At 60.4% G+C, this 25,992-nt stretch carries 22 protein-coding genes and 1 pseudogene; 17 read left to right on the forward strand and 6 right to left on the reverse strand.

The features are described 5' to 3' along the window. The first annotated feature begins 156 nt into the window (after positions 1 to 156). The 3 genes from AC07W5_RS02155 to AC07W5_RS02165 all read left to right on the forward strand — a co-directional run bounded on the left by AC07W5_RS02155 (position 157) and on the right by AC07W5_RS02165 (position 3,374). On the forward strand, positions 157 to 1,551 hold the full coding sequence (locus tag AC07W5_RS02155; RefSeq protein ID WP_494990768.1) for an FAD-binding oxidoreductase: 1,395 nt from the start codon (positions 157 to 159) through the stop codon (positions 1,549 to 1,551). 70 nt (positions 1,552 to 1,621) lie between these two features. Further along, entirely contained in the window at positions 1,622 to 2,287 is a 666-nt protein-coding gene (locus AC07W5_RS02160; RefSeq protein WP_495022703.1) for a fumarylacetoacetate hydrolase family protein, read from the forward strand. A 169-nt stretch (positions 2,288 to 2,456) separates the two neighbouring features. Continuing rightward, the gene (locus AC07W5_RS02165) at positions 2,457 to 3,374 is read left to right on the forward strand and encodes an SdiA-regulated domain-containing protein (RefSeq protein WP_495022704.1); all 918 of its coding nucleotides are present in this window, start codon (positions 2,457 to 2,459) and stop codon (positions 3,372 to 3,374) included. Between the two features lie 136 nt (positions 3,375 to 3,510). Here AC07W5_RS02165 and rpiA read toward each other — a convergent pair whose 3' ends face one another. After that, positions 3,511 to 4,182, reverse strand: a complete 672-nt coding sequence (gene rpiA, locus AC07W5_RS02170) for a ribose-5-phosphate isomerase RpiA (protein WP_494990765.1) — start codon at positions 4,180 to 4,182, stop codon at positions 3,511 to 3,513. Positions 4,183 to 4,327: 145 nt separating this feature from the next. Between rpiA and ilvA the strand changes: the two genes are divergently transcribed. Further along, complete coding sequence (gene ilvA / locus AC07W5_RS02175) at positions 4,328 to 5,842, forward strand: threonine ammonia-lyase, biosynthetic (RefSeq protein ID WP_495013070.1); 1,515 nt, start codon at positions 4,328 to 4,330, stop codon at positions 5,840 to 5,842. 39 nt (positions 5,843 to 5,881) lie between these two features. Further along, a complete protein-coding gene (locus AC07W5_RS02180) occupies positions 5,882 to 6,310 on the forward strand; it encodes a DUF2269 family protein (RefSeq protein ID WP_494990763.1) in 429 nt (142 codons plus the stop codon). A gap of 71 nt (positions 6,311 to 6,381) precedes the next feature. Here AC07W5_RS02180 and AC07W5_RS02185 read toward each other — a convergent pair whose 3' ends face one another. Next, positions 6,382 to 7,038 (reverse strand): histidinol-phosphatase, encoded by a 657-nt coding sequence (locus tag AC07W5_RS02185; protein ID WP_495022705.1) that lies wholly within the window; start codon positions 7,036 to 7,038, stop codon positions 6,382 to 6,384. 143 nt (positions 7,039 to 7,181) lie between these two features. Between AC07W5_RS02185 and AC07W5_RS02190 the strand changes: the two genes are divergently transcribed. Both AC07W5_RS02190 and ptsP read left to right on the forward strand, forming a co-directional pair. Further along, positions 7,182 to 7,661 carry an RNA pyrophosphohydrolase gene (locus tag AC07W5_RS02190; RefSeq protein WP_150806187.1) on the forward strand — a complete coding sequence of 160 codons (480 nt, stop codon included), beginning with the start codon at positions 7,182 to 7,184 and terminating at the stop codon, positions 7,659 to 7,661. Positions 7,662 to 7,683: 22 nt separating this feature from the next. Continuing rightward, on the forward strand, positions 7,684 to 9,963 hold the full coding sequence (gene ptsP / locus AC07W5_RS02195; protein WP_495022706.1) for a phosphoenolpyruvate--protein phosphotransferase: 2,280 nt from the start codon (positions 7,684 to 7,686) through the stop codon (positions 9,961 to 9,963). 116 nt (positions 9,964 to 10,079) lie between these two features. On the opposite strand, the gene AC07W5_RS02200 is transcribed toward ptsP, so the two are convergent. Continuing rightward, complete coding sequence (locus AC07W5_RS02200; RefSeq protein WP_495022707.1) at positions 10,080 to 10,826, reverse strand: NRDE family protein; 747 nt, start codon at positions 10,824 to 10,826, stop codon at positions 10,080 to 10,082. A 122-nt stretch (positions 10,827 to 10,948) separates the two neighbouring features. On the opposite strand from AC07W5_RS02200, the gene AC07W5_RS02205 reads away from it, so the two are divergent. From AC07W5_RS02205 to AC07W5_RS02215, 3 genes are all read left to right on the forward strand, one after another. After that, positions 10,949 to 11,731, forward strand: coding sequence for a sulfite exporter TauE/SafE family protein (locus AC07W5_RS02205; protein WP_494990759.1), 783 nt, complete (start codon positions 10,949 to 10,951; stop codon positions 11,729 to 11,731). A gap of 84 nt (positions 11,732 to 11,815) precedes the next feature. Beyond that, complete coding sequence (gene lgt / locus AC07W5_RS02210; RefSeq protein ID WP_489069213.1) at positions 11,816 to 12,637, forward strand: prolipoprotein diacylglyceryl transferase; 822 nt, start codon at positions 11,816 to 11,818, stop codon at positions 12,635 to 12,637. 48 nt (positions 12,638 to 12,685) lie between these two features. Then, positions 12,686 to 13,657, forward strand: a complete 972-nt coding sequence (locus AC07W5_RS02215; RefSeq protein ID WP_495022708.1) for a thymidylate synthase — start codon at positions 12,686 to 12,688, stop codon at positions 13,655 to 13,657. 93 nt (positions 13,658 to 13,750) lie between these two features. Here the strand turns inward: AC07W5_RS02215 and cadR are convergent, their stop codons facing one another. Further along, the gene (gene cadR, locus AC07W5_RS02220; protein WP_495022709.1) at positions 13,751 to 14,200 is read right to left on the reverse strand and encodes a Cd(II)/Pb(II)-responsive transcriptional regulator; all 450 of its coding nucleotides are present in this window, start codon (positions 14,198 to 14,200) and stop codon (positions 13,751 to 13,753) included. 84 nt (positions 14,201 to 14,284) lie between these two features. On the opposite strand from cadR, the gene AC07W5_RS02225 reads away from it, so the two are divergent. From AC07W5_RS02225 to AC07W5_RS02255, 7 genes and pseudogenes are all read left to right on the forward strand, one after another. Beyond that, complete coding sequence (locus AC07W5_RS02225; protein ID WP_495022710.1) at positions 14,285 to 16,564, forward strand: heavy metal translocating P-type ATPase; 2,280 nt, start codon at positions 14,285 to 14,287, stop codon at positions 16,562 to 16,564. 16 nt (positions 16,565 to 16,580) lie between these two features. Beyond that, entirely contained in the window at positions 16,581 to 17,444 is an 864-nt protein-coding gene (locus AC07W5_RS02230) for a LysR family transcriptional regulator (RefSeq protein ID WP_495022711.1), read from the forward strand. Positions 17,445 to 17,668: 224 nt separating this feature from the next. Then, the gene (locus AC07W5_RS02235) at positions 17,669 to 18,745 is read left to right on the forward strand and encodes a putative 2-aminoethylphosphonate ABC transporter ATP-binding protein (protein ID WP_495022712.1); all 1,077 of its coding nucleotides are present in this window, start codon (positions 17,669 to 17,671) and stop codon (positions 18,743 to 18,745) included. Further along, positions 18,745 to 20,469 (forward strand): putative 2-aminoethylphosphonate ABC transporter permease subunit, encoded by a 1,725-nt coding sequence (locus AC07W5_RS02240; protein WP_495022713.1) that lies wholly within the window; start codon positions 18,745 to 18,747, stop codon positions 20,467 to 20,469. Before AC07W5_RS02235 ends, AC07W5_RS02240 begins: the two co-directional genes overlap by 1 nt. Positions 20,470 to 20,516: 47 nt before the next feature. Further along, positions 20,517 to 21,542 carry a putative 2-aminoethylphosphonate ABC transporter substrate-binding protein gene (locus AC07W5_RS02245; RefSeq protein ID WP_495022714.1) on the forward strand — a complete coding sequence of 342 codons (1,026 nt, stop codon included), beginning with the start codon at positions 20,517 to 20,519 and terminating at the stop codon, positions 21,540 to 21,542. 126 nt (positions 21,543 to 21,668) lie between these two features. Further along, positions 21,669 to 22,802: a TIGR03364 family FAD-dependent oxidoreductase gene (locus tag AC07W5_RS02250; protein WP_495022715.1), complete on the forward strand. Its 1,134-nt coding sequence runs from the start codon at positions 21,669 to 21,671 to the stop codon at positions 22,800 to 22,802. Further along, a pseudogene (locus AC07W5_RS02255) lies at positions 22,802 to 23,050 on the forward strand (HD domain-containing protein); the annotation flags it as partial. The gene AC07W5_RS02250 and the pseudogene AC07W5_RS02255, both read left to right, overlap by 1 nt. A gap of 112 nt (positions 23,051 to 23,162) precedes the next feature. On the opposite strand, the gene AC07W5_RS02260 reads toward AC07W5_RS02255, so the two are convergent. Together AC07W5_RS02260 and AC07W5_RS02265 are read right to left on the reverse strand one after the other, a co-directional pair. After that, a complete protein-coding gene (locus tag AC07W5_RS02260) occupies positions 23,163 to 24,527 on the reverse strand; it encodes a GTPase/DUF3482 domain-containing protein (RefSeq protein ID WP_495022716.1) in 1,365 nt (454 codons plus the stop codon). Further along, on the reverse strand, positions 24,520 to 25,899 hold the full coding sequence (locus AC07W5_RS02265; RefSeq protein WP_495022717.1) for a DUF2868 domain-containing protein: 1,380 nt from the start codon (positions 25,897 to 25,899) through the stop codon (positions 24,520 to 24,522). Before AC07W5_RS02265 ends, AC07W5_RS02260 begins: the two co-directional genes overlap by 8 nt. Positions 25,900 to 25,992: the final 93 nt, after the last annotated feature.

A 25,992-nucleotide genomic window follows, 5' to 3' on the forward strand; every position in this document is an offset into this window, starting at 1 on the left:
CTGAGCTGACCTGGGCGGCATTATAGCCGTCACCGCAGAACGCCTTGGGCACTATCCTGCGGGGGCGGTATGCTAGCATATGCGCCCCGCTAAACACTCATTCCTGCGACGTGAAGCGTTCTCAGGATGACCATGAATTGTTCGAGAGTTCTGCCGATGACCAATCCTGCCCTGATTGATGAGCTGAAGACCCTGGTTGAGCCTGGCAAGGTGCTGACCGATGCCGACTCCCTGAATGCTTACGGCAAGGATTGGACCAAGCATTTCGCCCCGGCACCGACGGCCATCGTGTTCCCGAAAACCACTGAGCAAGTCCAGGCCATCGTGCGCTGGGCCAATCAGCACAAAATCGCGCTGGTGCCTTCCGGCGGGCGTACCGGGCTTTCTGCTGCTGCGGTAGCGGCCAATGGCGAAGTGGTGGTGTCGTTCGACTATATGAACCAGGTGCTGGAATTCAACAGCACCGACCGCACCGTGGTCTGCCAGCCGGGCGTGGTCACCGAGCAGTTGCAGAACCTGGCCGAAGAAAAAGGCCTGTACTACCCAGTGGATTTCGCTTCGGCCGGTTCCAGTCAGATTGGCGGCAATATCGGCACCAATGCCGGTGGGATCAAGGTGATTCGCTACGGCATGACCCGTAACTGGGTCGCCGGCATGAAAGTCGTGACCGGCAAGGGCGACCTGCTGGAGCTGAACCGCGACCTGATCAAGAACGCCACCGGCTACGACATGCGTCAGCTGTTCATTGGCGCTGAAGGGACCCTCGGTTTCGTGGTTGAAGCCACCATGCGTCTGGATCGTGCGCCGAAAAACCTCACCGCAATGGTCCTCGGCACTACCGATTTCGACTCGATCATGCCGGTGCTGCACGCATTCCAGAGCAAGCTCGATCTGACTGCCTTCGAGTTCTTCTCCGACAAGGCTCTGGCCAAAGTCCTGGCGCGCGGCGACGTGCCGGCGCCGTTCGAATCCGATTGCCCGTTCTACGCGCTGCTGGAATTCGAAGCGACCACCGAAGAAGTGGCCAACCACGCCCTGGAAACCTTCGAGCATTGCGTCGAAGAGGGCTGGGTGCTCGACGGCGTGATGAGCCAGAGCGAGTCGCAGTTGCAGAACCTCTGGAAGCTGCGCGAATACATCTCCGAAACCATTTCCCACTGGACGCCGTACAAGAACGACATTTCGGTCACTGTGTCGAAAGTCCCGGCTTTCTTGAAGGAAATTGATGCAATCGTCGGCGAACACTACCCGGACTTCGAAATCGTCTGGTTCGGCCATATCGGTGATGGCAACCTGCACTTGAATATCCTGAAGCCTGAAAACCTGAGCAAGGACGAGTTTTTCACCAAGTGCGCGACCGTCAACAAGTGGGTGTTCGAAACCGTCGAGAAGTACAACGGCTCGATTTCCGCCGAACATGGCGTCGGCATGACCAAGCGCGACTACCTGACCTACAGTCGCTCGCCGGTTGAGATCGAATACATGAAAGCGGTCAAAGCGGTGTTCGACCCGAACGGCATCATGAATCCGGGCAAGATTTTCGCCCTGTGACTTTCCAGGGCCGGGACTTTCTGTCTTTGAAACAGCAGTACCAGATGAATCAATGAAGCAGGAGTCGGTAATGAGCTATCAGCACCAGTATGTCGACGGTACTCGTATTCACTTTCCGGTCGGGAAAGTGGTGTGCATTGGCCGTAACTACGCCGAACACGCCAAGGAACTGGACAACCCGGTGCCTACCGAGCCGTTGCTGTTCATCAAGCCGGGCAGTTGCGTAGTCGAGCTGGAAGGCGGCTTTGCGATTCCCACCGAACGTGGCTCGGTGCACTACGAGGCCGAAATTGCCGTGTTGATCGGCAAACCACTGTCGACCAGGCCGAGCCGCGAAGAAGTACTCGACGCGATCTCCGGTTTTGCCCCGGCGCTGGACCTGACCCTGCGCGACAAGCAGGCGGAACTGAAAGCCAAAGGTCTGCCGTGGGAAGTCGCCAAATCCTTCGACGGCGCTTGCGTGCTGGCTCCGTTCGTCGTCAGCAGCACCTTTGCTGACCTGACCGACATCGGTATTCGCCTGACCATCAATGGCGAAGTCCGTCAGGACGGCAACAGTCGCGACATGCTCAACCCGATCGTGCCGATGATCCAGTACATGGCCGGCTGCTTCACGCTGCAAGCCGGTGACGTGATCCTGACCGGCACCCCGGTTGGCGTCGGCCCGCTGAATGTCGGTGATGAACTGGTGCTGGAATTGCCAGGCGTCAGTAGCTTCAACAGTAGCGTTCGCTGAAGTCTGAGCCTGGGTGCAAAAAGATCGCAGGCAATAGCTTCTACGGCTTTGCGTACGCCTGATAACTCATGGGTGTACGCGGTAGGTGCAGGCGCCGCCTGCGGTCATTAAGTTTGAATTCATGCAGTCGTGGTATTTCATCCGCCCGTCCTGTTTTTGAGCTTGCCGAATGCGCCGACTTGCCCGTCCCCAACCGTTCTTCCTGCTTGTGAGTCTTGTCGCTCTGGTGCTGCTGGTACTGGCCGGGCAGCACTATCGACTGTTCGAGCGCGCCTGGTTCAACGTGCAGACGTGGTGGCAGCCTGCGGACGCCCGGTCCATTGGTCTGGCGGATTACCGGGTATCGCTTGAGGCCAGGGTCATCGAGGGGCTGGATGCCGACGTCTCTGGGCTGACCTATGACCCGGTGCGTAAAAGCCTGTTTACGGTCACCAACAAAAATGCTGAGTTGATTGAACTGTCCCTCGATGGTCGGATCCTTCGACGTGTGACATTGATCGGGTTTGGCGATCCGGAAGCTGTCGAGTTCATTAACGCCGACACCTATGTGGTTGCCGATGAGCACGGGCAGCGACTGATCAAAATTCATCTGGAAGACAACACGGTGTTCCTCGATGCGGCAGATGCCGAGCAGATGACCCTCGGCGTGCACACCAGCGGCAACAAAGGCTTTGAGGGGTTGGCATACGACTCGGTGGGCAAGCGGCTGTTCGTCGCAAGGGAGCGCGACCCGATGCTGATCTATGAGATTCAGGGTTTTCCTCATTACAACCCTGAAAAGTCGTACGCGGTGCATGTGGTGAACAATCCCAAGCGTGACGCCGGGTTGTTTGTCCGCGATCTGTCCAGTCTGCAATACGACAAGCTCAGCGGGCATTTGCTGGCGCTGTCAGATGAGTCGAGGCTGGTGCTGGAGCTGGATGTCGACGGACGGCCGCTCAGCAGCCTGTCATTACGCAAGGGTCATCAGGGGTTGCATGAGACCGTGCCGCAAGCTGAGGGGATCGCTATGGACGACGACGGCACCCTGTACCTCGTCAGCGAACCCAACCTGTTTTACGTCTTCAAGAAACCGCCGCAACCCTGATAAACACCGCAGAGCCATGTAGGAGCAGCCGGTCGACGCTCGATTGCTCGCGATAGCAGTCTGTCAGTCGACATCTCTGTCGCCTGTGACGGCCTCATCGCGAGCAATCGAGCGTCGACCGGCTGCTCCTACAGGGTCATGCGCGAAGGGTTTTCACGCCTTCGCTAGTGCCCAGCAGCAGCAGGTCGGCCGGACGCGCTGCGAACAGGCCATTGGTGACCACGCCGACGATAGCGTTGATCCGGGTTTCCAGCTCGACCGGATTGGTGATCTGCATGTTGAACACGTCGAGGATGATGTTGCCGTTGTCGGTCAACACGCCTTCGCGGTAAACCGGGTCGCCGCCGAGCTTCACCAGTTCGCGGGCCACATGGCTGCGGGCCATCGGGATCACTTCGACCGGCAGCGGGAAGGCGCCCAGTACTGGCACCAGTTTGCTGGCGTCGGCGATGCAGATGAAGGTCTTGGCCACCGCCGCGACGATCTTCTCGCGGGTCAGGGCTGCGCCGCCACCCTTGATCAGGTTCAGGTGTTCGTCGCTTTCATCGGCGCCATCGACGTAGAACTCCAGGTCGCTGACGGTATTGAGCTCATACACCGGAATGCCGTGGCCCTTGAGGCGTGCCGCGGTGGCTTCGGAGCTGGCGACCGCGCCGTCGAACGCGCCCTTGTGCAGGGCCAGGGCGTCGATGAAACAGTTGGCGGTGGAGCCTGTGCCGACCCCAACGATGCTCTTGTCGTCGAGTTTTGGAAGGATAAAGTCGACGGCGGCCTGAGCCACTGCCTGTTTGAGTTGATCCTGGGTCATGCGGGCTCCGAAGCGGGCAGAGGGGAACAGAAGGCCGCCATTATAGCTGTATGCCCGGTTAAAACCTCTTGATTCGTATGGTCGCACGGCCAAACGCTGAGTTAGACTCCTTGGCCCTGCCCAACCCGCTCAGTGATGCTTTCCGATGCTCGAACAGTACGTCAAGAAGATCCTCACCTCGCGCGTTTATGACGTTGCCGTAGAAACTCCATTGCAGACTGCCCGCCAGCTCTCCGAGCGGCTGTGCAATCAGATCTGGCTCAAGCGTGAAGACTTGCAGCCCGTGTTCTCGTTCAAGATTCGCGGTGCTTACAACAAGCTCACACAGCTGACTGATGAGGAGCGCGCCCGCGGCGTGGTCACCGCATCAGCCGGCAACCATGCACAGGGCCTGGCCCTGGCGGCCAAAGTGCTGGGGGTCAAGGCGATCATTGTGATGCCCAAGACCACCCCGGAGATCAAGGTCGAAGGCGTGCGCTCCCGTGGCGGCAAAGTGGTGCTGCACGGCGATACCTTCCCGGAAGCATTGGCTTACTCGCTGAAACTGGTCGACGAAAAAGGCTACGTCTACATCCATCCGTACGATGATCCGCACACCATTGCCGGGCAGGGCACCGTGGCGATGGAGATTCTGCGCCAGCACCCGGGGCGTCTGGATGCCATTTTTGTTCCGGTAGGCGGCGGCGGCCTGATCGCCGGGATCGCCGCTTATGTGAAATACCTGCGGCCGGAAATCAAAATCATCGGCGTCGAACCGGACGATTCCAATTGCTTGCAAGCGGCCATGGCGGCGGGCGAGCGCGTGGTGTTGCCGACTGTCGGCATCTTCGCCGACGGCGTAGCAGTGGCGCAGATCGGTCAGCACACCTTTGACATCTGCAAAGACTATGTTGATGAAGTGATCACTGTCAGCACCGACGAGATCTGTGCGGCGATCAAGGATATCTACGACGATACCCGCTCGATCACTGAGCCTGCCGGTGCTTTGGGCGTAGCCGGGATCAAGAAATATGTCGAGATGCGCGGCGTCACCGGCCAGACTCTGGTGGCCATCGACTCCGGCGCCAACGTCAATTTTGACCGACTGCGTCACGTCGCCGAACGCGCCGAATTGGGCGAGGGGCGCGAAGCAATCATCGCCGTGACCATTCCGGAAAAGCCCGGCAGCTTCAAGGCATTCTGCGAAGCCATCGGCAAACGTCAGATCACTGAATTCAACTATCGCTACAACACCGGCAGCGAAGCGCACATTTTCGTCGGCGTGCAGACGCACCCGGAAAACGATCCGCGCAGTGCGTTGATCAGTAGCCTTATGATCCAGGGTTTCCCGGTACTCGACTTGACCGACAACGAACTGGCCAAGTTGCACATTCGTCATATGGTGGGTGGTCATGCGGCGCGGGTCAGCGATGAGATAGTGCTGCGCTTCGAGTTCCCGGAGCGACCGGGCGCGTTGTTCAACTTCCTCAACAAACTCGGCGGTCGCTGGAATATCTCGATGTTCCACTACCGCAACCACGGTGCTGCCGATGGGCGAGTGGTCGCAGGCCTGCAAGTGCCTGCCGATGAACGCCATCTGGTGCCGGCAGCGTTGGCAGAGATCGGTTACCCGTACTGGGATGAAAGCAATAATCCGGCGTATCAACTGTTCCTCGGTTGAGCGACTACGCTGATGGTCACGGCCTAAGGAGTCGCATACATGGAAACGCTTACCGCCCTGAAAATAGCCCACGTCCTGGCGACGGTGCTGCTCTTGGGCAGCGCGTTGGGGTTGGCAATCCGGGTATGGCGTGGTGACAGCAAGGGTGATGCGACGATCTACACCCGCACCTTGCATCGGCCGTGGCTGTTCGTCTGGTTGGTGATGGGGATTGCGCTGCTGAGCTTGCCGTTCAGCGGCTGGTGGATGGCGCATCTGGTGGGCTGGCCACTGGGGCAGACCTGGGTTCTGGCCTCCAGCGTGATCTATATGTTCGGCGCGCTGAGCTGGTTATGGCTGCTGATACGGCTCAATCGCCTGCGGGTGGCGCAGGCGGCGAGCAATTTGAAATTCACCTTGGCGTTGGCGGTGTTCAGCTTTGTTTGCTTCATTGCCATTTCAGGATTGATGGGCGCCAAGCCGGTTTAAATCCAGAAATAGTGCCGGTCCTATCGCGAGCAAGCTCGCTCCTGCAGGAACCCTTGCTCGCGATGGTGTCATCAGTCGCGCAGCGAAATCACCGGCCAACCCCGTTTCTTGGCCTCAGCCCGCAAATTTGGATCAGGATCTACCGCCACCGGATTCGTCACCCGTTCCAGTAGCGAAAAATCATTCATCGAATCGCTGTAGAAGTAGCTGCCTTGCAGGCTAAATCCGGTTTCTTCCAGCCAACGATTCAAGCGCGTCACCTTGCCTTCACGAAAGCACGGTACGTCAGTGCTGCGCCCGGTGTAGCGGCCGTCGATCATTTCGCACTCGGTGGCGATCAGGGTTTCGACACCCAGGCGTGCGGCAATCGGCCCGGTAACGAAGCGGTTGGTGGCGGTGATGATCACCAGCTTGTCGCCGGCGGCCCGGTGTTTGGCCAGTAGCTCGATGCCCTTGGGCAGCATGATCGGTTCGATGCAATCGCGCATGTAGTCGCGATGCCATTCGTCCAGCTTGGCCATCTCGGTGCGGCCGAGGATTTCCAGGCAGAAGTTCAGGTACTCGGCGTTGTCCAGTTTGCCGGCCAGGTAATCCTGGTAGAACTCATCGTTACGCGCCTTGTAGGCGACAGCGTCGAGGATGCCCCGTTCGCACAGGTAATCACCCCAGGCGTGGTCACTGTCACCGCCCAAAAGCGTGTTGTCCAAGTCGAATAAAGCCAGGCGCATTGCAGTTACTCGCTGAAAAGTCTGTAAAAAGGCGTCCAGAATACGGTCTTTTCACAAGAGTGCACATAAGGTAGGCCGGCTCGTTGCTGCTTTCACAGCCTTTGTGGAACAATGCGGCGACATGCGTTTGCGAGGTTGTTGCCGTGATCGACCCAGATGGTTTCCGCCCCAATGTTGGGATCATTCTGACGAATGATGCCGGCCAGGTGCTATGGGCTCGCCGTATCAATCAAGATGCCTGGCAGTTTCCGCAGGGTGGTATCAACCCTCAGGAGACACCGGAAGACGCCTTGTACCGTGAGTTGAACGAAGAAGTGGGTCTGGAACGCGAAGATGTGCAAATTCTCGCCTGCACTCGGGGCTGGTTGCGCTATCGTTTGCCGCAACGTCTGGTGAGGACGCATAGCCAACCGCTGTGCATCGGCCAGAAACAGAAATGGTTTCTCCTGCGCCTGGTCTCTAACGAGCAGCGGGTGCGGATGGATTTGACCGGCAAACCGGAATTCGATGGCTGGCGCTGGGTCAGCTATTGGTATCCGTTGGGCCAGGTAGTGACATTCAAGCGCGAGGTGTATCGACGCGCCCTCAAAGAGCTTGCCCCGCGCCTTTTAGCGCGCGACTGACGACGGAGTTCGACCCCGAGCCATGCTCAATACGCTGCGCAAGATCGTCCAGGAAGTTAACTCCGCCAAGGATCTCAAGGCGGCGTTGGGGATTATTGTGTTGCGCGTCAAAGAAGCCATGGGCAGCCAGGTCTGCTCAGTCTATCTGCTGGACCCAGAGACCAATCGCTTCGTGCTGATGGCCACCGAGGGCTTGAACAAGCGCTCGATCGGCAGGGTCAGCATGGCGCCCAACGAAGGTCTGGTCGGCCTGGTCGGCACGCGTGAAGAACCCCTGAATCTCGAAAACGCCGCTGATCACCCGCGTTATCGCTACTTCGCCGAAACCGGCGAGGAGCGCTTCGCCTCCTTCCTTGGCGCACCGATCATTCACCACCGCCGCGTCGTCGGCGTGCTGGTCATTCAGCAAAAAGAACGTCGCCAGTTCGATGAAGGTGAAGAAGCCTTCCTGGTGACCATGAGCGCCCAGCTCGCCGGGGTTATCGCTCACGCCGAAGCCACTGGCTCGATCCGCGGTCTGGGGCGTCAGGGCAAAGGCATTCAGGAAGCCAAGTTCGTCGGCGTACCCGGTTCGCCCGGTGCCGCGGTCGGTACGGCGGTGGTCATGCTGCCACCGGCGGATCTGGACGTGGTGCCGGACAAGACCATCACCGACATCGACGCCGAGCTGGGGCTGTTCAAGACCGCCATCGAAGGTGTGCGCGCCGATATGCGCACGCTGTCGGAAAAGCTCGCGACCCAGTTGCGCCCTGAAGAACGGGCGCTGTTCGACGTCTACCTGATGATGCTCGACGATGCTTCGCTGGGTAGCGAAGTGACTACCGTGATCAAGACCGGCCAGTGGGCTCAAGGCGCCTTGCGCCAGGTGGTCACCGATCACGTCAACCGTTTCGAATTGATGGACGACGCCTACCTGCGCGAGCGGGCATCGGACGTCAAGGACCTGGGCCGCCGTCTCCTGGCCTATTTGCAAGAGGAGCGTCAGCAGACGCTGGTCTACCCTGACAACACCATTCTGATCAGCGAAGAACTGACGCCGGCGATGCTCGGCGAGGTGCCGGAAGGTAAGCTGGTGGGCCTGGTCTCGGTGTTGGGTTCGGGCAACTCCCACGTGGCGATCCTGGCCCGCGCCATGGGTATCCCGACGGTGATGGGTCTGGTTGACCTGCCGTACTCCAAGGTCGACGGCATCCAGATGATTGTCGACGGCTACCACGGCGAGGTCTACACCAACCCGAGTGACGTGTTGCGCAAGCAATTCGCCGAAGTGGTCGAAGAAGAGCGGCAACTGGCCCTGGGGCTGGATGCACTGCGCGACTTGCCGTGCGTGACCCTCGATGGTCACCGCATGCCACTGTGGGTGAACACCGGCCTGCTGGCGGACGTGGCGCGAGCGCAGAAGCGTGGCGCAGAAGGCGTGGGTCTGTACCGCACCGAAGTGCCGTTCATGATCAATCAGCGCTTCCCGAGCGAAAAGGAGCAGCTGGCGATTTATCGCGAGCAACTCGCTGCCTTCCATCCGCAACCGGTGACCATGCGCAGCCTGGACATTGGTGGCGACAAGTCGCTGTCGTATTTCCCGATCAAAGAAGACAACCCGTTCCTCGGCTGGCGCGGGATCCGCGTCACCCTCGACCACCCGGAAATCTTCCTGGTCCAGACCCGCGCCATGCTCAAGGCCAGCGAAGGCCTGAACAACCTGCGAATCCTGCTGCCGATGATCTCCGGCACCCATGAGCTGGAAGAGGCGCTGCACCTGATTCACCGCGCCTGGGGCGAAGTGCGCGACGAAGGCACCGACGTACCGATGCCGCCTATTGGCGTGATGATCGAAATCCCCGCAGCGGTGTATCAGACCAAGGAACTGGCGCGGCAGGTGGACTTCCTTTCGGTCGGCTCCAACGACCTGACCCAATATCTGTTGGCCGTGGATCGCAACAACCCCCGGGTTGCCGACCTCTACGACTACCTGCACCCAGCCGTGCTGCAAGCCTTGCAGAGTGTCGTACGCGACGCCCATGCCGAAGGCAAACCGGTGAGTATCTGCGGAGAGATGGCCGGTGATCCTGCGGCGGCGGTGTTGTTGATGGCGATGGGCTTTGACAGCCTGTCGATGAACGCCACCAACTTGCCGAAAGTGAAGTGGATGCTGCGCCAGATCAACCTGAGCAAGGCCAGGGAACTGCTGGCCGAGCTGATGACCATCGACAACCCGCAAGTTATCCACAGCTCGCTGCAACTGGCGCTGAAGAATCTCGGGCTGGCGCGGATGATCAATCCGGCGGCGATGAAGGCGCTTTAAGTCCTTACTGAGCATGCCCACGCTCTGCGTGGGCATGCAGCCTTCGACGCTCTGCGCCGGTGACGCGGAGCGTCACGGGATGCGTTACCACGCAGAGCGTGGGAACGATCCTTGGATTAAACCCTCAGCTCAACCTCCCCCAAATGCCCGCCATAGGGCCCGAAGCTGCGCTCGACGATGTGCCGCGAGCCGTCGGCCCGAACGATCAGCGCCGTGCTGGCTCGGGTGCCATAGCTGGGGCTGGCGATAAACACGCTCGACAGTAGACTCTCGGTAGCGAGGCCAACCCCGGTGTCGGGTAATTCGGCGATCGGAGCGGTTTGTGGGTCGTTCAACAAGGCGAGTAGCGCCTGTGGTTGCGGATCGTCCAGGACCTCGCTCAATGCCGCCTTGGCCTTGAGCACTTTCGGCCATGGAGTATCGAGTCCCGCATTGGACAGTCCGTAGACACCGGCCGCCAAAAGCACCGGCCCAGGCTCCAGCGCGTTGTAGTGCCATAATTGATCAGTCGTACCAACCAGCAGGTTAAACCCCGCATAATCAACCGATCTGTCGACAACGTCGGCTAAATAGTCTTCAATCGGCGTGTTCTCGTTCAGAAAACGCGCCACCAACTCACCGCGCGATCGACGGGCCGGTGGCTGATGCGGGTTGCGTATATTGGTCAGCGCAGCAAAGCGTCCAGCGGCACCGACTCCGAGCCAGGTGCCTCCTGCCTCCAGATCCCGACCGGCATAGATCTGCGGCGCCTCAGGCCATTGCGCCAACGGCAGGCTGGGGCGCGCGTAGAACTCATCGCGGTTGGCGGCTACAACCAAAGGCTGGGCATGGCCGGGTCGCCAGGCGAACACGATCAAGCACATGGGGTTATCCCTCTGTGTTTTTTGCTCACTCTACGCACAGATCGGGCGGGTATCCATCGCCATCCAGTGGAGCCCAAGGCCATGCATCCGTTACCATGCCGGTCTTATTTCGGGATGCACCCATGGAATTTCTGCTCTACCTGCTGCTGGGCGCCTGTGCAGGCGTGCTGGCGGGGCTGTTTGGCGTTGGCGGCGGAATCATTATTGTCCCGGTGCTGGTGTTCAGTTTCACTTTGCAAGGTTTCGATGCGTCGGTGCTGACTCACCTCGCGGTGGGTACATCCTTGGCGACGATTATCTTTACCTCGGTCAACGCGGTCCGCGAGCATCAGCGCAGAGGCGCAGTGCGCTGGCCGATTTTTCTCTGGATGACGGTCGGGATCCTGATCGGCTCGGGTGTTGGCGCGCTGACGGCAGAGGCTATCTCCGGACCGAACTTGCAGAAGATCATCGGTGTCTTTGCCTTGGTCATCGCCCTGCAGATGACCCTGGATCTCAAACCCAAGGCCAGCCAAACCGTTCCCGGAAAGCTCGTGTTGACCCTGGCCGGCAGCGTGATCGGCTGGGCGTCGGCGATCTTCGGGGTCGGTGGTGGCTCGTTGACCGTACCGTTCCTGACCTGGCGCAGCGTGCCGATGCAGCAGGCGGTGGCCACCTCATCGGCCTGCGGCTTGCCGATTGCCGTGGTGAGTGCGTTAAGTTTTATGATTCTGGGCTGGCATGATTCACGTTTGCCGGCTCATAGTCTGGGTTTCATTTATTTGCCAGCGCTGCTCGGGATAGCCCTGACCAGTATGGTTTTCGCACGTTTCGGCGCACGGATGGCGCACAGGCTGTCGCCGCGTTTGCTGAAACGAATGTTCGCCGCATTGCTGTTTTGTGTGGGCTTGAGTTTTCTGTTCTGACAGCGTGTCGCAATATTGGCTTAATCCTGGATTGACATGGTCCAGCCCCGAATTTTTAGGTTTCAACTCTAACGAGGAGTCGCAATGCTGCCTTACCCGCAGATTGACCCGGTGGCCCTGGCCATCGGCCCGCTGAAAATCCACTGGTACGGCCTGATGTACCTGGTCGGCATCGGCGGCGCCTGGCTGCTGGCGTCGAGCCGGATGAACCGTTTCGACCCGACCTGGACCAAGGAGAAACTCTCCGACATGGTGTTCTGGATGTCGATGGGGGTGATTGTCGGTGGCCGACTGGGCTATGTGCTGTTTTACGACCTGAGTGCTTATCTGGCCAACCCGACCCTGATCTTCGAAGTTTGGAAAGGCGGGATGTCGTTCCACGGTGGCTTCATCGGGGTCATGCTGGCGGCCTGGTGGTTCGGCAAGCGCAATGGCAAGTCGTTCTTCGAGCTTATGGATTTTGTCGCGCCGATGGTGCCGATTGGCCTGGGAGCCGGGCGTATTGGCAACTTCATCAACGCCGAGTTGTGGGGCAAGCCGACCGACGTGCCGTGGGCGATGATCTTCCCGCCTTTCAGCGATCCTGATCAGTTGGCGCGTCACCCGTCACAGCTGTACCAGTTCGCCCTGGAAGGTGTCGCACTGTTTGCCATCCTCTGGCTGTACTCACGTAAGCCTCGACCAACGATGGCCGTATCCGGGATGTTTGCCCTGTTTTACGGGATTTTCCGTTTCATCGTCGAATTCGTTCGTGTTCCAGACAAACAACTCGGTTATCTGGCATGGGACTGGCTGACCATGGGGCAGGTACTCTGCGTGCCGATGATTGTCGGCGGTCTGTTCCTGATCTGGCTGGCCTATCACCGTGCCCCGGCAGCCCCTGCTGCCAAAGACGCGGCGCTTTAAATTCGAATCCCGGGGCGCAGGCCCCGGGTTCAAGGACACAGGTAATTCATGAAGCAATATCTCGATCTGGTCGCCCACGTCATCAAGCACGGCACCAAGCAGGCCAACCGCACTGGTGTGAACACCATCAGTTTTCCCGGCGCGATGCTGCGCTATGACCTGAAGGAAGGTTTCCCGGCAATCACCACCCGCAAGATGGCCTTCAAGTCGGCCATCGGCGAGATGGTCGGTTTCCTGCGCGGCGTGAACAACGCCGCTGAGTTTCGTGCTCTGGGCTGCAAGGTCTGGGACCAGAACGCCAACGAAAACGCTCAGTGGCTGGCCAACCCGTTCCGTCAGGGCGACGACGATCTGGGCGAGATCTACGGCGTGCAATGGCGCAAATGGCCGGCGTACAAACAGATCAACACCAGCAACCAGGCCGCTATCGAACTGGCGCTGAGCCAGGGCTATCGGCAGATCGCCGAAGGTGAAGAAGACGGCCAGGCCTACGTGGTGCTGTACAAGGCCATCGACCAGATTCGTCAGTGTGTCGACACCATCATCAAGGACCCGGGCAGTCGCCGGATACTGTTCCACGGCTGGAACTGCGCCCAGCTCGATGAAATGGCCTTGCCGCCGTGCCATCTGCTGTACCAATTTCACCCGAATGTCGAGACCCGGGAAATCTCCCTGACCCTCTACATCCGCTCCAACGACCTGGGGCTGGGTACGCCGTTCAACCTGACCGAAGGCGCGGCGCTGCTGAGCCTGATCGGCCGCCTGACCGGTTACACGCCACGCTGGTTCACCTATTTCATCGGTGACGCCCACGTCTACGAAAACCACCTGGACATGCTCAACGAACAACTCACCCGTGAGCCGTTCCCGATGCCGAAACTGGTGATTTCCGAGCGTGTCCCGGAGTTCGCCAAGACCGGTGTGTACCAGCCCGAGTGGCTGGAACAGATCGAGCCGAGTGACTTCTCACTCGAGGGCTACGAACACCACGCGCCAATGACTGCGCCGATGGCGGTCTGATTTAGGCACCGCTTTGCGGTGATCGCGGGCAAGCCTCGCTCCTACGGAATCACATCGAACCTTTAGGAGCGAGGCTTGCCCGCGATGGCGTCCTCAATGCCCGTGGCTTCTGCCGACATGTGAATGCTCGGCTTCACTGGCCACCACTGAGCCACTCACTTCCAGACGCTGCAAAATCCCGCACTGATCGATACCCGGCCCTTCGCTGCAGCGTTGGCGCAGGTCGAGCAGTTGCTCCTGCAAGGCCAGCAAGCCGTCGATTCGCGCCTTGACGTGGAGGATGTGCTCGTCGATCAAGGCATTCACGCTTTCGCACTGGCCTTGCGGGCTGTCGCGCAAACCCAGCAGGCTGCGGATTTCCTCGAGGGTCATGTCCAGGGTTCGGCAGTTACGAATAAAGGTCAGCCGTTCGGTGTGGGTCTGGGTGTACAACCGATAATTGCCTTCACTGCGCGCAGGTGGCGGCAGCAAGCCTTCGCGTTCGTAATAACGGATGGTTTCGACCTGACAGTCAGTCAGTTTCGCCAGCTCACCTATTTTCATTTCAGATCATCTCCATTGGCTGCTTGACCCTATAGTGGCTACAGGGTGTTCACTTGGCAACAGGCACCTTTCGGACGCGACCCAATGAGCGATTCCATCCACACCCACAAACCCGATGCTGACCATCAGCATGCTGATCACGATCACGGGCAAAAACTCCGGCCAGTCGATAAGCACAATCACGCCAGCCATCAGCATTCCTGCTGTTCGACGGCTCAAGCGCCGTCGCTGATCAAGCTCAGCGAAGCGCCCACTGCCGGGGCACGCCTGAGCAGTTTCCGCATTGAGGCGATGGACTGCCCGACGGAGCAGACACTGATCCAGAACAAACTCGGCAAGCTTTCGGGTGTGCAACAACTGGAGTTCAACCTGATCAACCGGGTGCTGGGCGTCACTCATGACCTGGCGTCCACTGCGCCTATCGTTGAGGCGATAAAGTCCCTGGGCATGCAAGCCGAGCCCATCGAGCCGGGATCCGATGCTGAGGCAGCAATCCCGATACCGGCAAAAAAGCCCTGGTGGCCGCTGGCATTGTCCGGTATCGGCGCTTTGGTAGCCGAAGTGATCCACTTCACCAGTGCAGCACCGACCTGGGTCGTGGCGTTGGTCGCACTGGTGTCGATCCTCAGTGGCGGTTTCGCTACTTATAAAAAGGGCTGGATTGCCCTGAAAAATTTCAACCTGAACATCAATGCGTTGATGAGCATCGCCGTGACCGGTGCGGTGTTGATCGGCCAATGGCCGGAAGCGGCGATGGTGATGTTCCTGTTCACCGTGGCCGAGCTGATCGAAGCCAAATCCCTCGACCGCGCGCGCAATGCCATCAGCGGCCTGATGCAGATGACCCCGGAGCAGGCTACCGTGCAGCAAGCTGACGGCAGTTGGCTTGAACGCGAGGTGAAAACCATCGAATTGGGCGCATTGGTGCGGGTTCGTCCTGGCGAACGTATCGGCCTGGACGGTGAAGTGGTGTCCGGTAGTTCGACCATTGATCAGGCACCGATCACCGGTGAAAGCCTGCCGATCGAGAAAGGTCTCGGCGATAAAGTCTTCGCCGGCACCATCAACCAGTCCGGCTCTCTGGAATACAAAGTGACGGCTGCGGCCAATCACTCGACCCTGGCGCGGATCATTCACGCCGTCGAGCAGGCTCAGGGCGCACGCGCGCCGACTCAACGTTTTGTCGACACCTTCGCCAGGGTTTACACGCCGGTGGTGTTCATCTTCGCCTTGGCTGTTGCGGTGATTGCGCCGTTGTTCATGGGCGGAGTCTGGTTCGAGTGGATCTATCGGGCACTGGTGCTGCTGGTTGTCGCTTGCCCCTGCGCCTTGGTGATTTCCACCCCGGTGACTATCGTCAGCGGCCTCGCGGCAGCAGCGCGCAAAGGTATTTTGATCAAGGGCGGTGTCTATCTGGAGGGTGGTTACAAACTCGATTACCTGGCCCTGGACAAGACCGGGACCATCACCCACGGCAAACCGGTGCAGACCGACTATCTGTCCCTTGATCCGATAGCCAATGAGATCGCGCCGGCCATTGCCTCCAGCCTGGCCAGCCGCTCGGATCACCCGGTGTCTTTGGCCATCGCCAATGCGGCTGTGGATAAACAGCCGACGCTGCACGCTGTGGATAACTTCGAAGCCCTGAGCGGTCGCGGTGTGCGCGGTGAAATCGGTGGTCAGCTCTACCACCTGGGCAACCATCGCCTGGTGGAAGAACTGGGTCTGTGCTCGCCAGCGCTGGAAGAGAAGCTTTTCGCACTGGAGGAGCAGGGCAAGTCGGTGGTGCTGCTGCTCGATGCCTCTGGCCCACTGGCGCTGTTCGCCGTGGCGGATACGGTCAAGGAATCCAGCCGCGAAGCGATCCGGCAGTTGCATGAGCTGGGCATCAAGACGCTGATGCTCACCGGCGACAACCCACACACTGCCCAGGCGATTGCGGCCCAGGTTGGTATCGATCAGGCTCAGGGTAATCTGCTGCCGAGCGACAAGCTTCAAGCCGTTCAAGCCTTGTACACTCAAGGATATCGGGTTGGCATGGTCGGCGACGGCATCAATGATGCGCCGGCGCTGGCTCGAGCCGAGATTGGTTTCGCCATGGCCGCGGCTGGCACCGACACCGCCATCGAAACTGCCGATGTCGCCCTGATGGACGACGATTTACGCAAGATTCCGGCATTTGTCCGTCTCTCTCGGCAGACCTCGAGCATCCTCAAACAAAATATCGCGTTGGCGTTGGTCATCAAGGCGATCTTTCTTGGGGTAACCTTCGCAGGCCTCGCCACGATGTGGATGGCGGTTTTTGCCGATATGGGCGTCAGCCTGTTGGTGGTGTTCAATGGTTTGCGCCTGTTGCGCAAATAGACAATGAGAGGGTGCAGTGCTGAGTGCCGAGCTGAAGGCTTTTTATATGGTCGCCCGCCTGGGCAGCATCACCCAGGCGGCGAAAAAGCTCGGTCTGAGCCAACCGACGGTGACGACGCAGATTCGTCACCTGGAAAGCCAGTATTGCGTTGAGTTGTTCTACCGCGGCGGCCGCCGCTTGAGCGTCAGCGATCAAGGCGCGCGGCTGCTGCCGATGGTCAAAGCGTTGTTGCAGCAGGAAGCCGATATCGAGTTTTTCCTGCGCAACAGTGGCCAGGTCCAAGGTACGCTGCGCATCGCCGCCACGGCGCCGTATTACATTCTCGATCTGGTGAAAACCTTCCGCGAGCGCTTGTCACAGGTTGAGGTCTCCGTCGAGATCGGCAATTCACAACAGGTGCTGGAATCCCTGGAGGAGTACCGGGTCGACATTGCCGCCTCTTCGCAGTTGCTGGAAGATGCGCGGCTGATTCGCCGGGTGTTGGGCAGCGATCCGCTGGTGTTGGCGGTGCATCGCAATCATCCGTTGGCGACCCATGGCCATGTTCCACTCAGCGCATTGGCCGGGCATACCTTGTTGATGCGCGAGCCGGGCTCGACCACTCGCCGACTGACCGAGGACCTGCTGCAAAACGCCAACGTCAGCTTCGGCCCGTTGCTGGAAATCGGCAGCCGCGAATCGATTCGTGAAGCGGTGCTGCGCAACATCGGCATCAGCATCATCGCCCGCCATGAAGTGCCTCATGATCCGCAACTGCGGGTGCTGACCTTCGAAGGCGCGCCGCAGATTTCCGAGTATCTGTACTGCCTCAAAGAGCGAAAGGGCGCGCGCCTGCCGGCAGCGTTCCTGGGGTTGGCGCAGGAAATGGCCGGTTGCTGAATCGCCGATGATCGTTCCCACGCTCCCGCGTGGGAATGCCTCACTGGACGCTCCGCGTCCGCTTCGGCTGCGACGCAGAGCGTCACGGGCTGCATTCCCACGCAGAGCGTGGGAACGATCACCCAAATCCACCAATACCACTATCGGCAACTTTTGCCTCGTTGCCACATGACCTACGCATTCAGTCCCTAGGATGGCTTTCATCTGCTTGATGAGGCCCGTCCATGAACAACCCGATCGCAACTGCTCAGACCTTTCCCGGTACGCCGATGAAGGTGCGCGGCATTCAGAAGCGCTTTGGCGCATTCACTGCGCTGGATAACGTTTCGCTGGACGTCGCCGCTGGCGAACTGGTGTGCCTGCTCGGGCCGTCCGGGTGCGGCAAGACTACGCTGCTGCGCTGCATCGCCGGCCTGGAGCGTCAGGACAGCGGTGAGTTGTACCTCGGTGCCCGCAACGTTTCCCACCTTGCACCGCAAGCCCGGGACTACGGCATTTTGTTTCAGTCCTACGCGCTGTTCCCCAATCTCACCGTCGAAGCCAATATCGCCTACGGCCTGGCAGGCAGTGGCCGCGATGAAGTGCGCAAACGCGTCGGGCAGATGCTTGAACTGGTTAGCCTGATCGGCAGCGAAAAGAAATACCCCGGCCAACTTTCGGGCGGTCAGCAGCAGCGCGTAGCCCTGGCTCGTGCCTTGGCGCCGGCGCCATCGTTGCTGCTGCTCGACGAGCCAATGTCGGCCCTCGACGCCCGGGTGCGCGAGCATCTGTGTACCGAACTGCGCCAAATGCAGCGCAACCTGGGCGTCACCACCCTGATGGTTACCCACAATCAGGACGAAGCGATGTTGATGGCCGACCGGATTGCCGTGATGAACAACGGCAAGGTCGAGCAGTACGCCACACCCCAGGAAATTTACGACAAGCCGGCGACGCCGTTTGTGGCCGAGTTCGTTGGCCAGGGTAATTGGCTACCGTTCCAGCGCAGTAGCGACAGCCACGCCCAGGTCGGCGGCATGCATGTGCGGCTGGCCGAGGGTTCCGGCCGGGCCGTCTCGGGCCGTCTGTTCTGCCGCCCGGAATCCATCAGCGTCAACCCGCCGGTGCATGAAGAGAATCTGTTCCCGGCGAAGGTCCGTGAGATCACCTTCCTCGGCAATCGCTGCCGCATGAGCTTCGAACTCAACGAACTGCCGGGTCACTCGCTGCTCGCCGAGCTGGCGCCACAAGACATGCCACGCCTCGGCGCCCAGGACATCATGGTCGCCTTGCCGCCACGCAGCCTGCAGGTGTTTGCCTGATGAGCGCGCACGTGGTCCTGCCGATACCGCACAAGCAGGTTCGGCAAACCACCCGCGCCGAACTTGGCGACCGGGTGTTCGTGGTCGGTGGCAAGGTTTTGCTGCTATGCCTGTTGGGCGTTGCGGTGCTGATGCCGTTGTTGGCGATCTTTTGGCGTGGCTTCAGTGCCGAAGCCGGGCAGGGCGGCGGTCTGGTAGCCGCTCGTGAACTGGTGACCAGCGCGAATTTTCACTGGCTGCTGGGCAATAGCCTGAAAGTTTCTCTCAGCGTGGCGGCCATTGTCGTGCCGCTGGCCTATCTGTTTGCCTACGCTCTGCAGCGCACGTTGATCCCGGCAAAAGGCATCTGGCGCGGGATGTCGTTGTTGCCGCTGATGGCGCCGTCGATGTTGCCGGGAATCGCCCTGGTTTATCTGTTCGGCAACCAGGGGATGCTTCGCGGGCTGGTGTCGGAAAACATCTACGGCTTCTGGGGCATTGTCCTTGGTGAAGCGATTTACACCTTTCCTCATGCTTTGATGATTCTGCTCTCGGCCTTGTCCTTGGCCGATGCGCGTTTGTTCGACGTCGCGTCGAGCATGGGCGCGAGCCCGGCCAAGGCGTTTCGCAGCATCACCTGGCCGGCGACCCGCCAGGCTGTTTTCGCTGCGTTCTGCCTGGTGTTTACCCTGACCATCACCGATTTCGGTGTGCCCGTGGTGGTCGGCGGCGATTATCAGGTGCTGGCGCTGGAAGCCTACAAAGCAGTGGTCGGCCAGCAGCAATTCGGTCGTGGCGCCTTGATTGGCATGGTGCTATTGCTGCCGGCGCTGTTCAGTTTCGGCGTCGATGCCTGGTTGCGTCGTCGTCATGGCGATTCCATGAGCGGTCGGGCGCAGGTCTTTCAGCCAGCGCTGTCACGGCTGCGGGACGCTTGTTTCCTGGCCATCGTATTGCTGATTTGTGCGGTGTTGTTGCTGGTGTTCGGCATGGCGGTGTACTCGTCGCTGGTGAAGTTCTGGCCGTACAACCTGTCGCTGTCGCTCAATCATTACCAGTTCAACGACACCGCGGGCGGCGGTTGGCTGGCTTATGGCAACAGCGTGAAGATGGCCTTGTGCACGGCGTTGATCGGCAGTGTGCTGATTTTCACCGGCGCCTACCTGATGGAGAAAACCAACGGCCAGCGTGGTTTGAACCTGGCGCTGCGTATGCTCAGTTTTGTGCCGATGGCGGTGCCAGGTTTGGTGCTCGGGCTGGGCTATGTGTTTTTCTTCAACCTCAATGGCAATCCGCTGCATGTGTTCTACGGGACCATGACCCTGCTGGTGGTCTGCACCATTGCTCACTATTTGACCACCGCGCAAATGACCGCCACCACCGCGCTACGCCAGCTCGACTCCGAGTTCGAAGCCGCCGCGCTGTCGCTGAAGGCGCCGCTGTACCGCCATTACCTGCGGGTCACCGTGCCGATCTGCCTGCCGGCGCTGCTGGACATCGTTCGCTACTTGTTCGTCTCGGCCATGACCACGGTCTCGGCGGCGATCTTTCTTTACAGCCCCGACACCATCCTCGCGGCGGTGGCGGTGCTAAACATGGACGACGCCGGCAATGTCGGCGGCGCGGCGGCCATGTCGACCCTGATTCTGTTCACCTCGGCAGGCGTCTCGCTGCTGCTGGCCTGGGCCTCGCGCGGTTTGCTGCGTCGCTCCCAGGCCTGGCGGCAAACCGCGCCCGGCAACTGATTCGCTCCACCACTCACCCTGATCCGCACTCACAAAGGAACCGCACCATGTTCAAGCCCCTGGCTCTTGCCGCTGCTGTCCTCACTGCTTTCAGCTTGAATGCCTTCGCGGCGAAAACCGAACTGACGGTGTACACCGCCCTCGAAGCCGAGCAACTGAAGTCCTACAAAGAGGCCTTCGAAAAGGCCAACCCGGACGTCGAAATCAAGTGGGTGCGCGATTCCACGGGGATCATCACCGCCAAACTGCTGGCCGAAAAAGCCCGTCCGCAAGCTGACGCGGTCTGGGGCCTGGCAGCATCGAGCCTGGCGATCCTTGACCAGCAAGGCATGCTGCAAAGCTACGCACCGAAGGACTTGGGCAAGATCGGCGGCAATTACCGTGATGTCACCAACCCGCCGGCCTGGGTCGGTATGGATGTTTGGGCCGCGACCATTTGCTTCAACACCGTCGAAGCCCAGAAGCAGGGTTTGACCAAGCCTGTGAGCTGGCAGGACCTGACCAAACCTGAATACAAAGGCAAGATCGTCATGCCGAACCCGGCGTCGTCCGGTACCGGTTTTCTCGACGTCAGTGCCTGGTTGCAGACCTTCGGCGAGAAGCAGGGCTGGCAGTACATGGACGACCTGCACCAGAACATCGGCCAGTACGTTCATTCGGGTTCCAAGCCATGCAAGTTGGCGGCAGCCGGTGAATTCCCGATTGGCATCTCCTTCGAATACCCGGCCGTGCAGCTGAAACGCCAAGGCGCGCCGCTGGATATCATCCTGCCAAAAGAAGGCCTGGGTTGGGAAATCGAAGCCACTGCGCTGATCAAGGGCACGCCTCATGAAGAAGCGGCGAAGAAACTTGCCGACTTCTCCGCAAGTCCCGCGGCGATGGAGCTGTACAAGGAAAACTTCGCGGTGCTCGCGCAGCCCGGTATCGCCAAGCCACAGACCGAACTGCCGGCGGACTATGAGCAGCGTCTGATCAAAAACGATTTCGCCTGGGCCTCGAAAAACCGCGACAACATCCTCACCGAATGGCGCAAGCGCTATGACGGCAAGTCGGAAAAAGTCGTCGCCAAGTAAGTCAGTTCGATCGTTCCCACGGTCCCCGTGGGAATGCAGCCCGTGACGCTCTGCGTCACAGTGGACGCGGAGCGTCCATGGAGGCATTCCCACGCAGAGCGTGGGAACGATCATGGGGAGAAAAACATGGCTAATCACAGCGACATGCTGATTGTCGGCGCGGGGATTCTTGGTTTGTCCCACGCCTATGCCGCAGCCAAACGTGGCTTGCGGGTCAAGGTCTTCGAGCGCAGCGCCACACCGCTTGGCGCCTCGGTGCGCAACTTCGGTCAGGCGCTGGTTACCGGTCAGCCGCCGGGGGTGATGTTTGATCTGGCGCGGGCCAGCCGCGATATCTGGGGCCAATGGGCGCAGTCAGCCGGTTTGCAACTCAAGCGCAACGGCTCGTACCTGTTTGCCCGCAACGAAGCCGAAGAACAGCTGCTGGAAGCCTTCTGCAGCGGCCGCGCAGTGGCGCACGGTTATCGTGTTGAACTGCTGCGCGGTACTGCATTGCGCGACCTGTACGGGGGCCAGTTCAGCCATCACCGTGCGGCGCTGCACGGACTGGATGACCAGCAACTGTATTCTCGCGAGGCGATACCGGCGCTGATCGAATACCTGCGCCGTGAGCTGGGTGTGGAGTTTCACTTTTCCACACTGGTTCGCGACATCGAACCCGGGCAGTTGCAGAGCACGGCAGGCACCTTCCGTGGCGAACAGATCATCGTCTGTTCCGGACACGATTATCAGACGCTGCTTGCTGAACAAATTGCTGAGTTAAACCCGCAAATCTGTCGCCTGCAAATGCTCCGCGCGCGGCCGCAGATCAATCTGAATCTGCAACACGCGTTGCTGACCGGCTTGAGTTGCGTGCATTACGGCGCCTTTGCCGATTTGCCGGAAGCCGCGGCGGTGCAGGCCCAGATTCTTCGCGAATCGCCGCACCTGCACGAGCAGGGGATTCACCTGCTGATCAGCCCGACGCCTTATGGTGAGCTGATCATCGGCGACTCTCACCATTACGGCAGTGATCCCTCGCCGTTCAATGCTGAGCGGGTGGACAACTGGCTGATTGACCTGGCCGAGCAAACCCTGGGCTGCAAGGTGCAGGTGCTTGAACGCTGGCAAGGCGTCTATGGTTCTCGCGGGCCTGGGCCGTTTTCGTTCCTGCGCGCGGCCCCGGGAGTGAGCGTGGCGCTGATGCACACGGGGGTGGGCATGAGTGTCGGGCCGGCGATGGCTGAACGTAATGTCGCGACCTTGTTGGGGGAGTTGTGATGAATCACAGCGAGCAAGTCATCGCCGAGGTCTTCGGTTGGTATGAGCAATTCGGTGACAACGATTACATCGGTGAGCCAGTGTCGCAGATCGAGCACATGTCCCAGGCCGCGCAGCTGGCGATGGCCGAGGGTTTCGATGATGAAGTGGTGCTGGCGGCGTTCTTTCACGACATCGGGCACATCTGCGCTCAAGACGCACAGAACATGGGCGGTTTTGGCGTGGTCAGCCACGAGCGCTTGGGCGCGTAAGCCACCGATCGTTCCCACGCTCCTGCGTGGGAATGCAGCCCGTGACGCTCCGCGTCACAGTGGACGCGGAGCGTCCATAGAGGCATTACCACGCAGAGCGTGGGAACGATCAGAGTTGCTGCGCCAACACCTCAACCTGTTCCTGGCGCTCCGTCTGGCTCAACCGCGCATGAGGATTGAGCGACGACCACTGCGGATGCGCTCGGGCCTTGTTCAGAGCCTCCGGTAATTTCCCTTCGCGCCAGGTCTTGTCCTGTGGGGTGGCGACCTGGATGCTGTCCATCGCCGCATGCCCGCGCAGATTCAGTGCCTGGAGCAATTGCCGTTGGCGCAAGGCGAGCAGGCGCAGCACGCTGTCGTCGACGGTCAATTCGTGTTGGCCTTTGATCTTGCCGAGCAAGCGACTGCCATAGCTGCGGGCAGTTTGCAGTGCGCCGCCGGCGATTGCCCCCGCTAGCGCGGCGGCGCCCAAGGTCAGGCCGCCCACCAGCAAGTCCACGCCGGCACCGGCCGCCGCACCCGCTGCGATCCCTCCACCCACCCGTACTCCAAGCTGTTTGAGGGTTTCGGGGTTGAACAAGTCATCGCCCCAACGGCCATCGAGCAAGGGTAAATCACTGGCGGCGGCGTCCTGCGGGCGGAAAGCGTAGAGCTTGAGCAGCGCGTCGACGCAACGCTGCTCGCGCTGGCGAATGGTTTTGCGCAGTTCGCTGATGGCGTGCTGTTGTGCATCGGCTTTGCTGACCACGCTGCGTCGGCAGGCGGCGCAATCGATCAATAGTTCAGCAATCAAGCGTGCTGCGCTTTGCTGGCGGGCCAGACGCTGTGCTTGTTGATCGGCAATCAGCCGTTCCAGTTGCCCGCGAGAACTCTCCAGCAGCAGGGCGAGGCTTTCGTAGAGTCGCCGCTCACCGTCTAGCGGTGGCGCGACGCTATCGAAACGCACCAATGCATGCAGCCCGAGTCGGGCCAGGGCTTCGCGCCAATCGGGTTCGCGGTGGTTGGCACTACTGACGAAATTCAGTACCGGCAACAACGGTTTGCCGCAACTGGCCAGCACTTCCAGTTCATCGCGGTACTTGGCCAGCACCGGCTCGCGGGCGTCGATCACATACAGCCCGGCATCCGAGGTCAGCAACTGGCGAATGACCTTGGCTTCCTGTTCGAAACGCTGGCGCGCCTCGCTGCCGTCGAGAAACCGTGTCAGTCGCGCCGGGCCATCAAGACGTTCGCCGGGGTGTTCCAGGCGTTCCAGGTAGTCAAGCAGGGCAATCGCGTCTTCCAGCCCCGGCGTGTCGTACAGCTCCAGCAAGGCTTCGCCGTCCACCGACAAACGTGCACCTTCGACATGCCGGGTGGTGCTCGGCCGATGGGAGACTTCGCCGAAGCCGACATCGCGAGTCAGAGTCCGTAGCAATGAGGTCTTGCCGACATTGGTGTGGCCGACTACTGCGAGCCTCAACGGCTTAGTCATGGCCACTCTCCAGCCAGTTCAACGGCGCGCAATCGGCGAACGGCAATTCCAGCTGTCGCAGGGCATCGTGCCAGTCGCCCAGGCGTTCTGCATCCAGCGCCTGGCCAGGCGGCGCTTGCAGCAGCCAGACGCGGGTCGCTGTGGCGTTGCGCGCCAGTTCGGCGATCAGCGCCAGGCTGCCGCGATCCGGTGAACGGCGCGGGTCGCAAGCAATGGTCAGGCGTGCCGGGGGAAAACGGGTCATTTGCTCCAGCAGCTTTTGCCGGGACTCACGGCTGTCGAGGATGCCGGCGTCTTTCACGGTTTTCGGCAACTGTGGCGGCCACGGACGCTGATCGTCCAGCTCGATGGCCACCAGCAAGGCGCCGTCACTTTCCAATGTGCTGAGGCCACCCTGAACCGCGTGCAATTGTTCGGGGGCGGTATCGTTGACGCCAAGGCGTTCGCTGCTGGGCATCAGGTGTTCGCGCAATTGGCTGTAGCCGGGCAGGTTCAGGTCGAGGTGCAAGGCCGAGCGGCCGGTTTTCCAGCGCGCCAAACAGAACAGCGCAAGAATCAGGCGCGGCAATACTCCGTAGACCACTAGCACACCCACCAGCCACGCGGCCCAGGCTTGCCGGGCGCTTTCGATGTTCAGCGCGGTATCGCCGCTGGCGCGAATCATTTCCACGGTCGGGACGCTGAAGCCCAATAATGCCGGAAGGGCGCCAAGGGTCTGAGTCACGACGACAAAGGTATCGCCACTGAGAATGGTGGTCTCCCAGACGAAACCATAGCGCCGGGTCGCCATCAGCATCAGCAGAATCGCCAAGGCGCTGAGTAACACCAGCAACCACAGACTGTTGACCAATACGCCGACGGCCCAACGGTTGAGCTTCTTGCGTTGCAGCAACAGCAACAAGGCCGGCGCCAGTTGCGCAGCTTTGGCGTCGCGGGCGAGCTTTTCGCTGAGCCACAACCATAGGCGCCCGAGACTGGCGCCGTGTTCGCCGGCGAACAGCAGACTCAAGGCCCAGCTCAGTAGCAGAATCAGGTTCAAGCCAAGCAGACTGCCCAAGGCCCAGAACACGTTGACCGGGGCCTGGCCGTCGCCCAGCGCCGCAAACGCCAGACCGGCGCCACTGACGATGGCCAGCACCGCCAGTACGATCAACGCCAGTCGCGCGCCTTGCAGCCAATGGCGCAGCGCGCTGGTCAGGCCATCGCGCTCGGCCAGCCACAGGGCGCGGTACTGGATTCGGCTCGGCAGGTCGCCGCCAGCGTTGCGGGCCAGGCGGTTGGCTTCAAGATCTTCCAAAGGGCCTGCGTGTTCTTCGCGCAGGCGCACGGTTTCAGTCAGCCAGAGGTTTTCCAGCGGGGTGAGTGCAGTCACGCGGCATCCCATTGCTCAAGTGAGCCCAGAGCATAACCGCTGTACGTCGATCGGGCACGTTGCGAGCATGCAAGCCTCTGGTATCCTCGCCTC

This window comes from Pseudomonas sp. GW821-FHT01E05, from assembly GCF_059422425.1.

Coding starts and splice junctions, on each gene's coding strand:
- AC07W5_RS02155 (WP_494990768.1), top strand. CDS start 157: ATGACCAATCCTGCCCTGATTGATGAGCTGAAGACCCTGGTTGAGCCT.
- AC07W5_RS02160 (WP_495022703.1), top strand. CDS start 1,622: ATGAGCTATCAGCACCAGTATGTCGACGGTACTCGTATTCACTTTCCG.
- AC07W5_RS02165 (WP_495022704.1), top strand. CDS start 2,457: ATGCGCCGACTTGCCCGTCCCCAACCGTTCTTCCTGCTTGTGAGTCTT.
- rpiA (WP_494990765.1), bottom strand. CDS start 4,182: ATGACCCAGGATCAACTCAAACAGGCAGTGGCTCAGGCCGCCGTCGAC.
- ilvA (WP_495013070.1), top strand. CDS start 4,328: ATGCTCGAACAGTACGTCAAGAAGATCCTCACCTCGCGCGTTTATGAC.
- AC07W5_RS02180 (WP_494990763.1), top strand. CDS start 5,882: ATGGAAACGCTTACCGCCCTGAAAATAGCCCACGTCCTGGCGACGGTG.
- AC07W5_RS02185 (WP_495022705.1), bottom strand. CDS start 7,038: ATGCGCCTGGCTTTATTCGACTTGGACAACACGCTTTTGGGCGGTGAC.
- ptsP (WP_495022706.1), top strand. CDS start 7,684: ATGCTCAATACGCTGCGCAAGATCGTCCAGGAAGTTAACTCCGCCAAG.
- AC07W5_RS02200 (WP_495022707.1), bottom strand. CDS start 10,826: ATGTGCTTGATCGTGTTCGCCTGGCGACCCGGCCATGCCCAGCCTTTG.
- AC07W5_RS02205 (WP_494990759.1), top strand. CDS start 10,949: ATGGAATTTCTGCTCTACCTGCTGCTGGGCGCCTGTGCAGGCGTGCTG.
- lgt (WP_489069213.1), top strand. CDS start 11,816: ATGCTGCCTTACCCGCAGATTGACCCGGTGGCCCTGGCCATCGGCCCG.
- AC07W5_RS02215 (WP_495022708.1), top strand. CDS start 12,686: ATGAAGCAATATCTCGATCTGGTCGCCCACGTCATCAAGCACGGCACC.
- cadR (WP_495022709.1), bottom strand. CDS start 14,200: ATGAAAATAGGTGAGCTGGCGAAACTGACTGACTGTCAGGTCGAAACC.
- AC07W5_RS02225 (WP_495022710.1), top strand. CDS start 14,285: ATGAGCGATTCCATCCACACCCACAAACCCGATGCTGACCATCAGCAT.
- AC07W5_RS02235 (WP_495022712.1), top strand. CDS start 17,669: ATGAACAACCCGATCGCAACTGCTCAGACCTTTCCCGGTACGCCGATG.
- AC07W5_RS02240 (WP_495022713.1), top strand. CDS start 18,745: ATGAGCGCGCACGTGGTCCTGCCGATACCGCACAAGCAGGTTCGGCAA.
- AC07W5_RS02245 (WP_495022714.1), top strand. CDS start 20,517: ATGTTCAAGCCCCTGGCTCTTGCCGCTGCTGTCCTCACTGCTTTCAGC.
- AC07W5_RS02250 (WP_495022715.1), top strand. CDS start 21,669: ATGGCTAATCACAGCGACATGCTGATTGTCGGCGCGGGGATTCTTGGT.
- AC07W5_RS02260 (WP_495022716.1), bottom strand. CDS start 24,527: ATGACTAAGCCGTTGAGGCTCGCAGTAGTCGGCCACACCAATGTCGGC.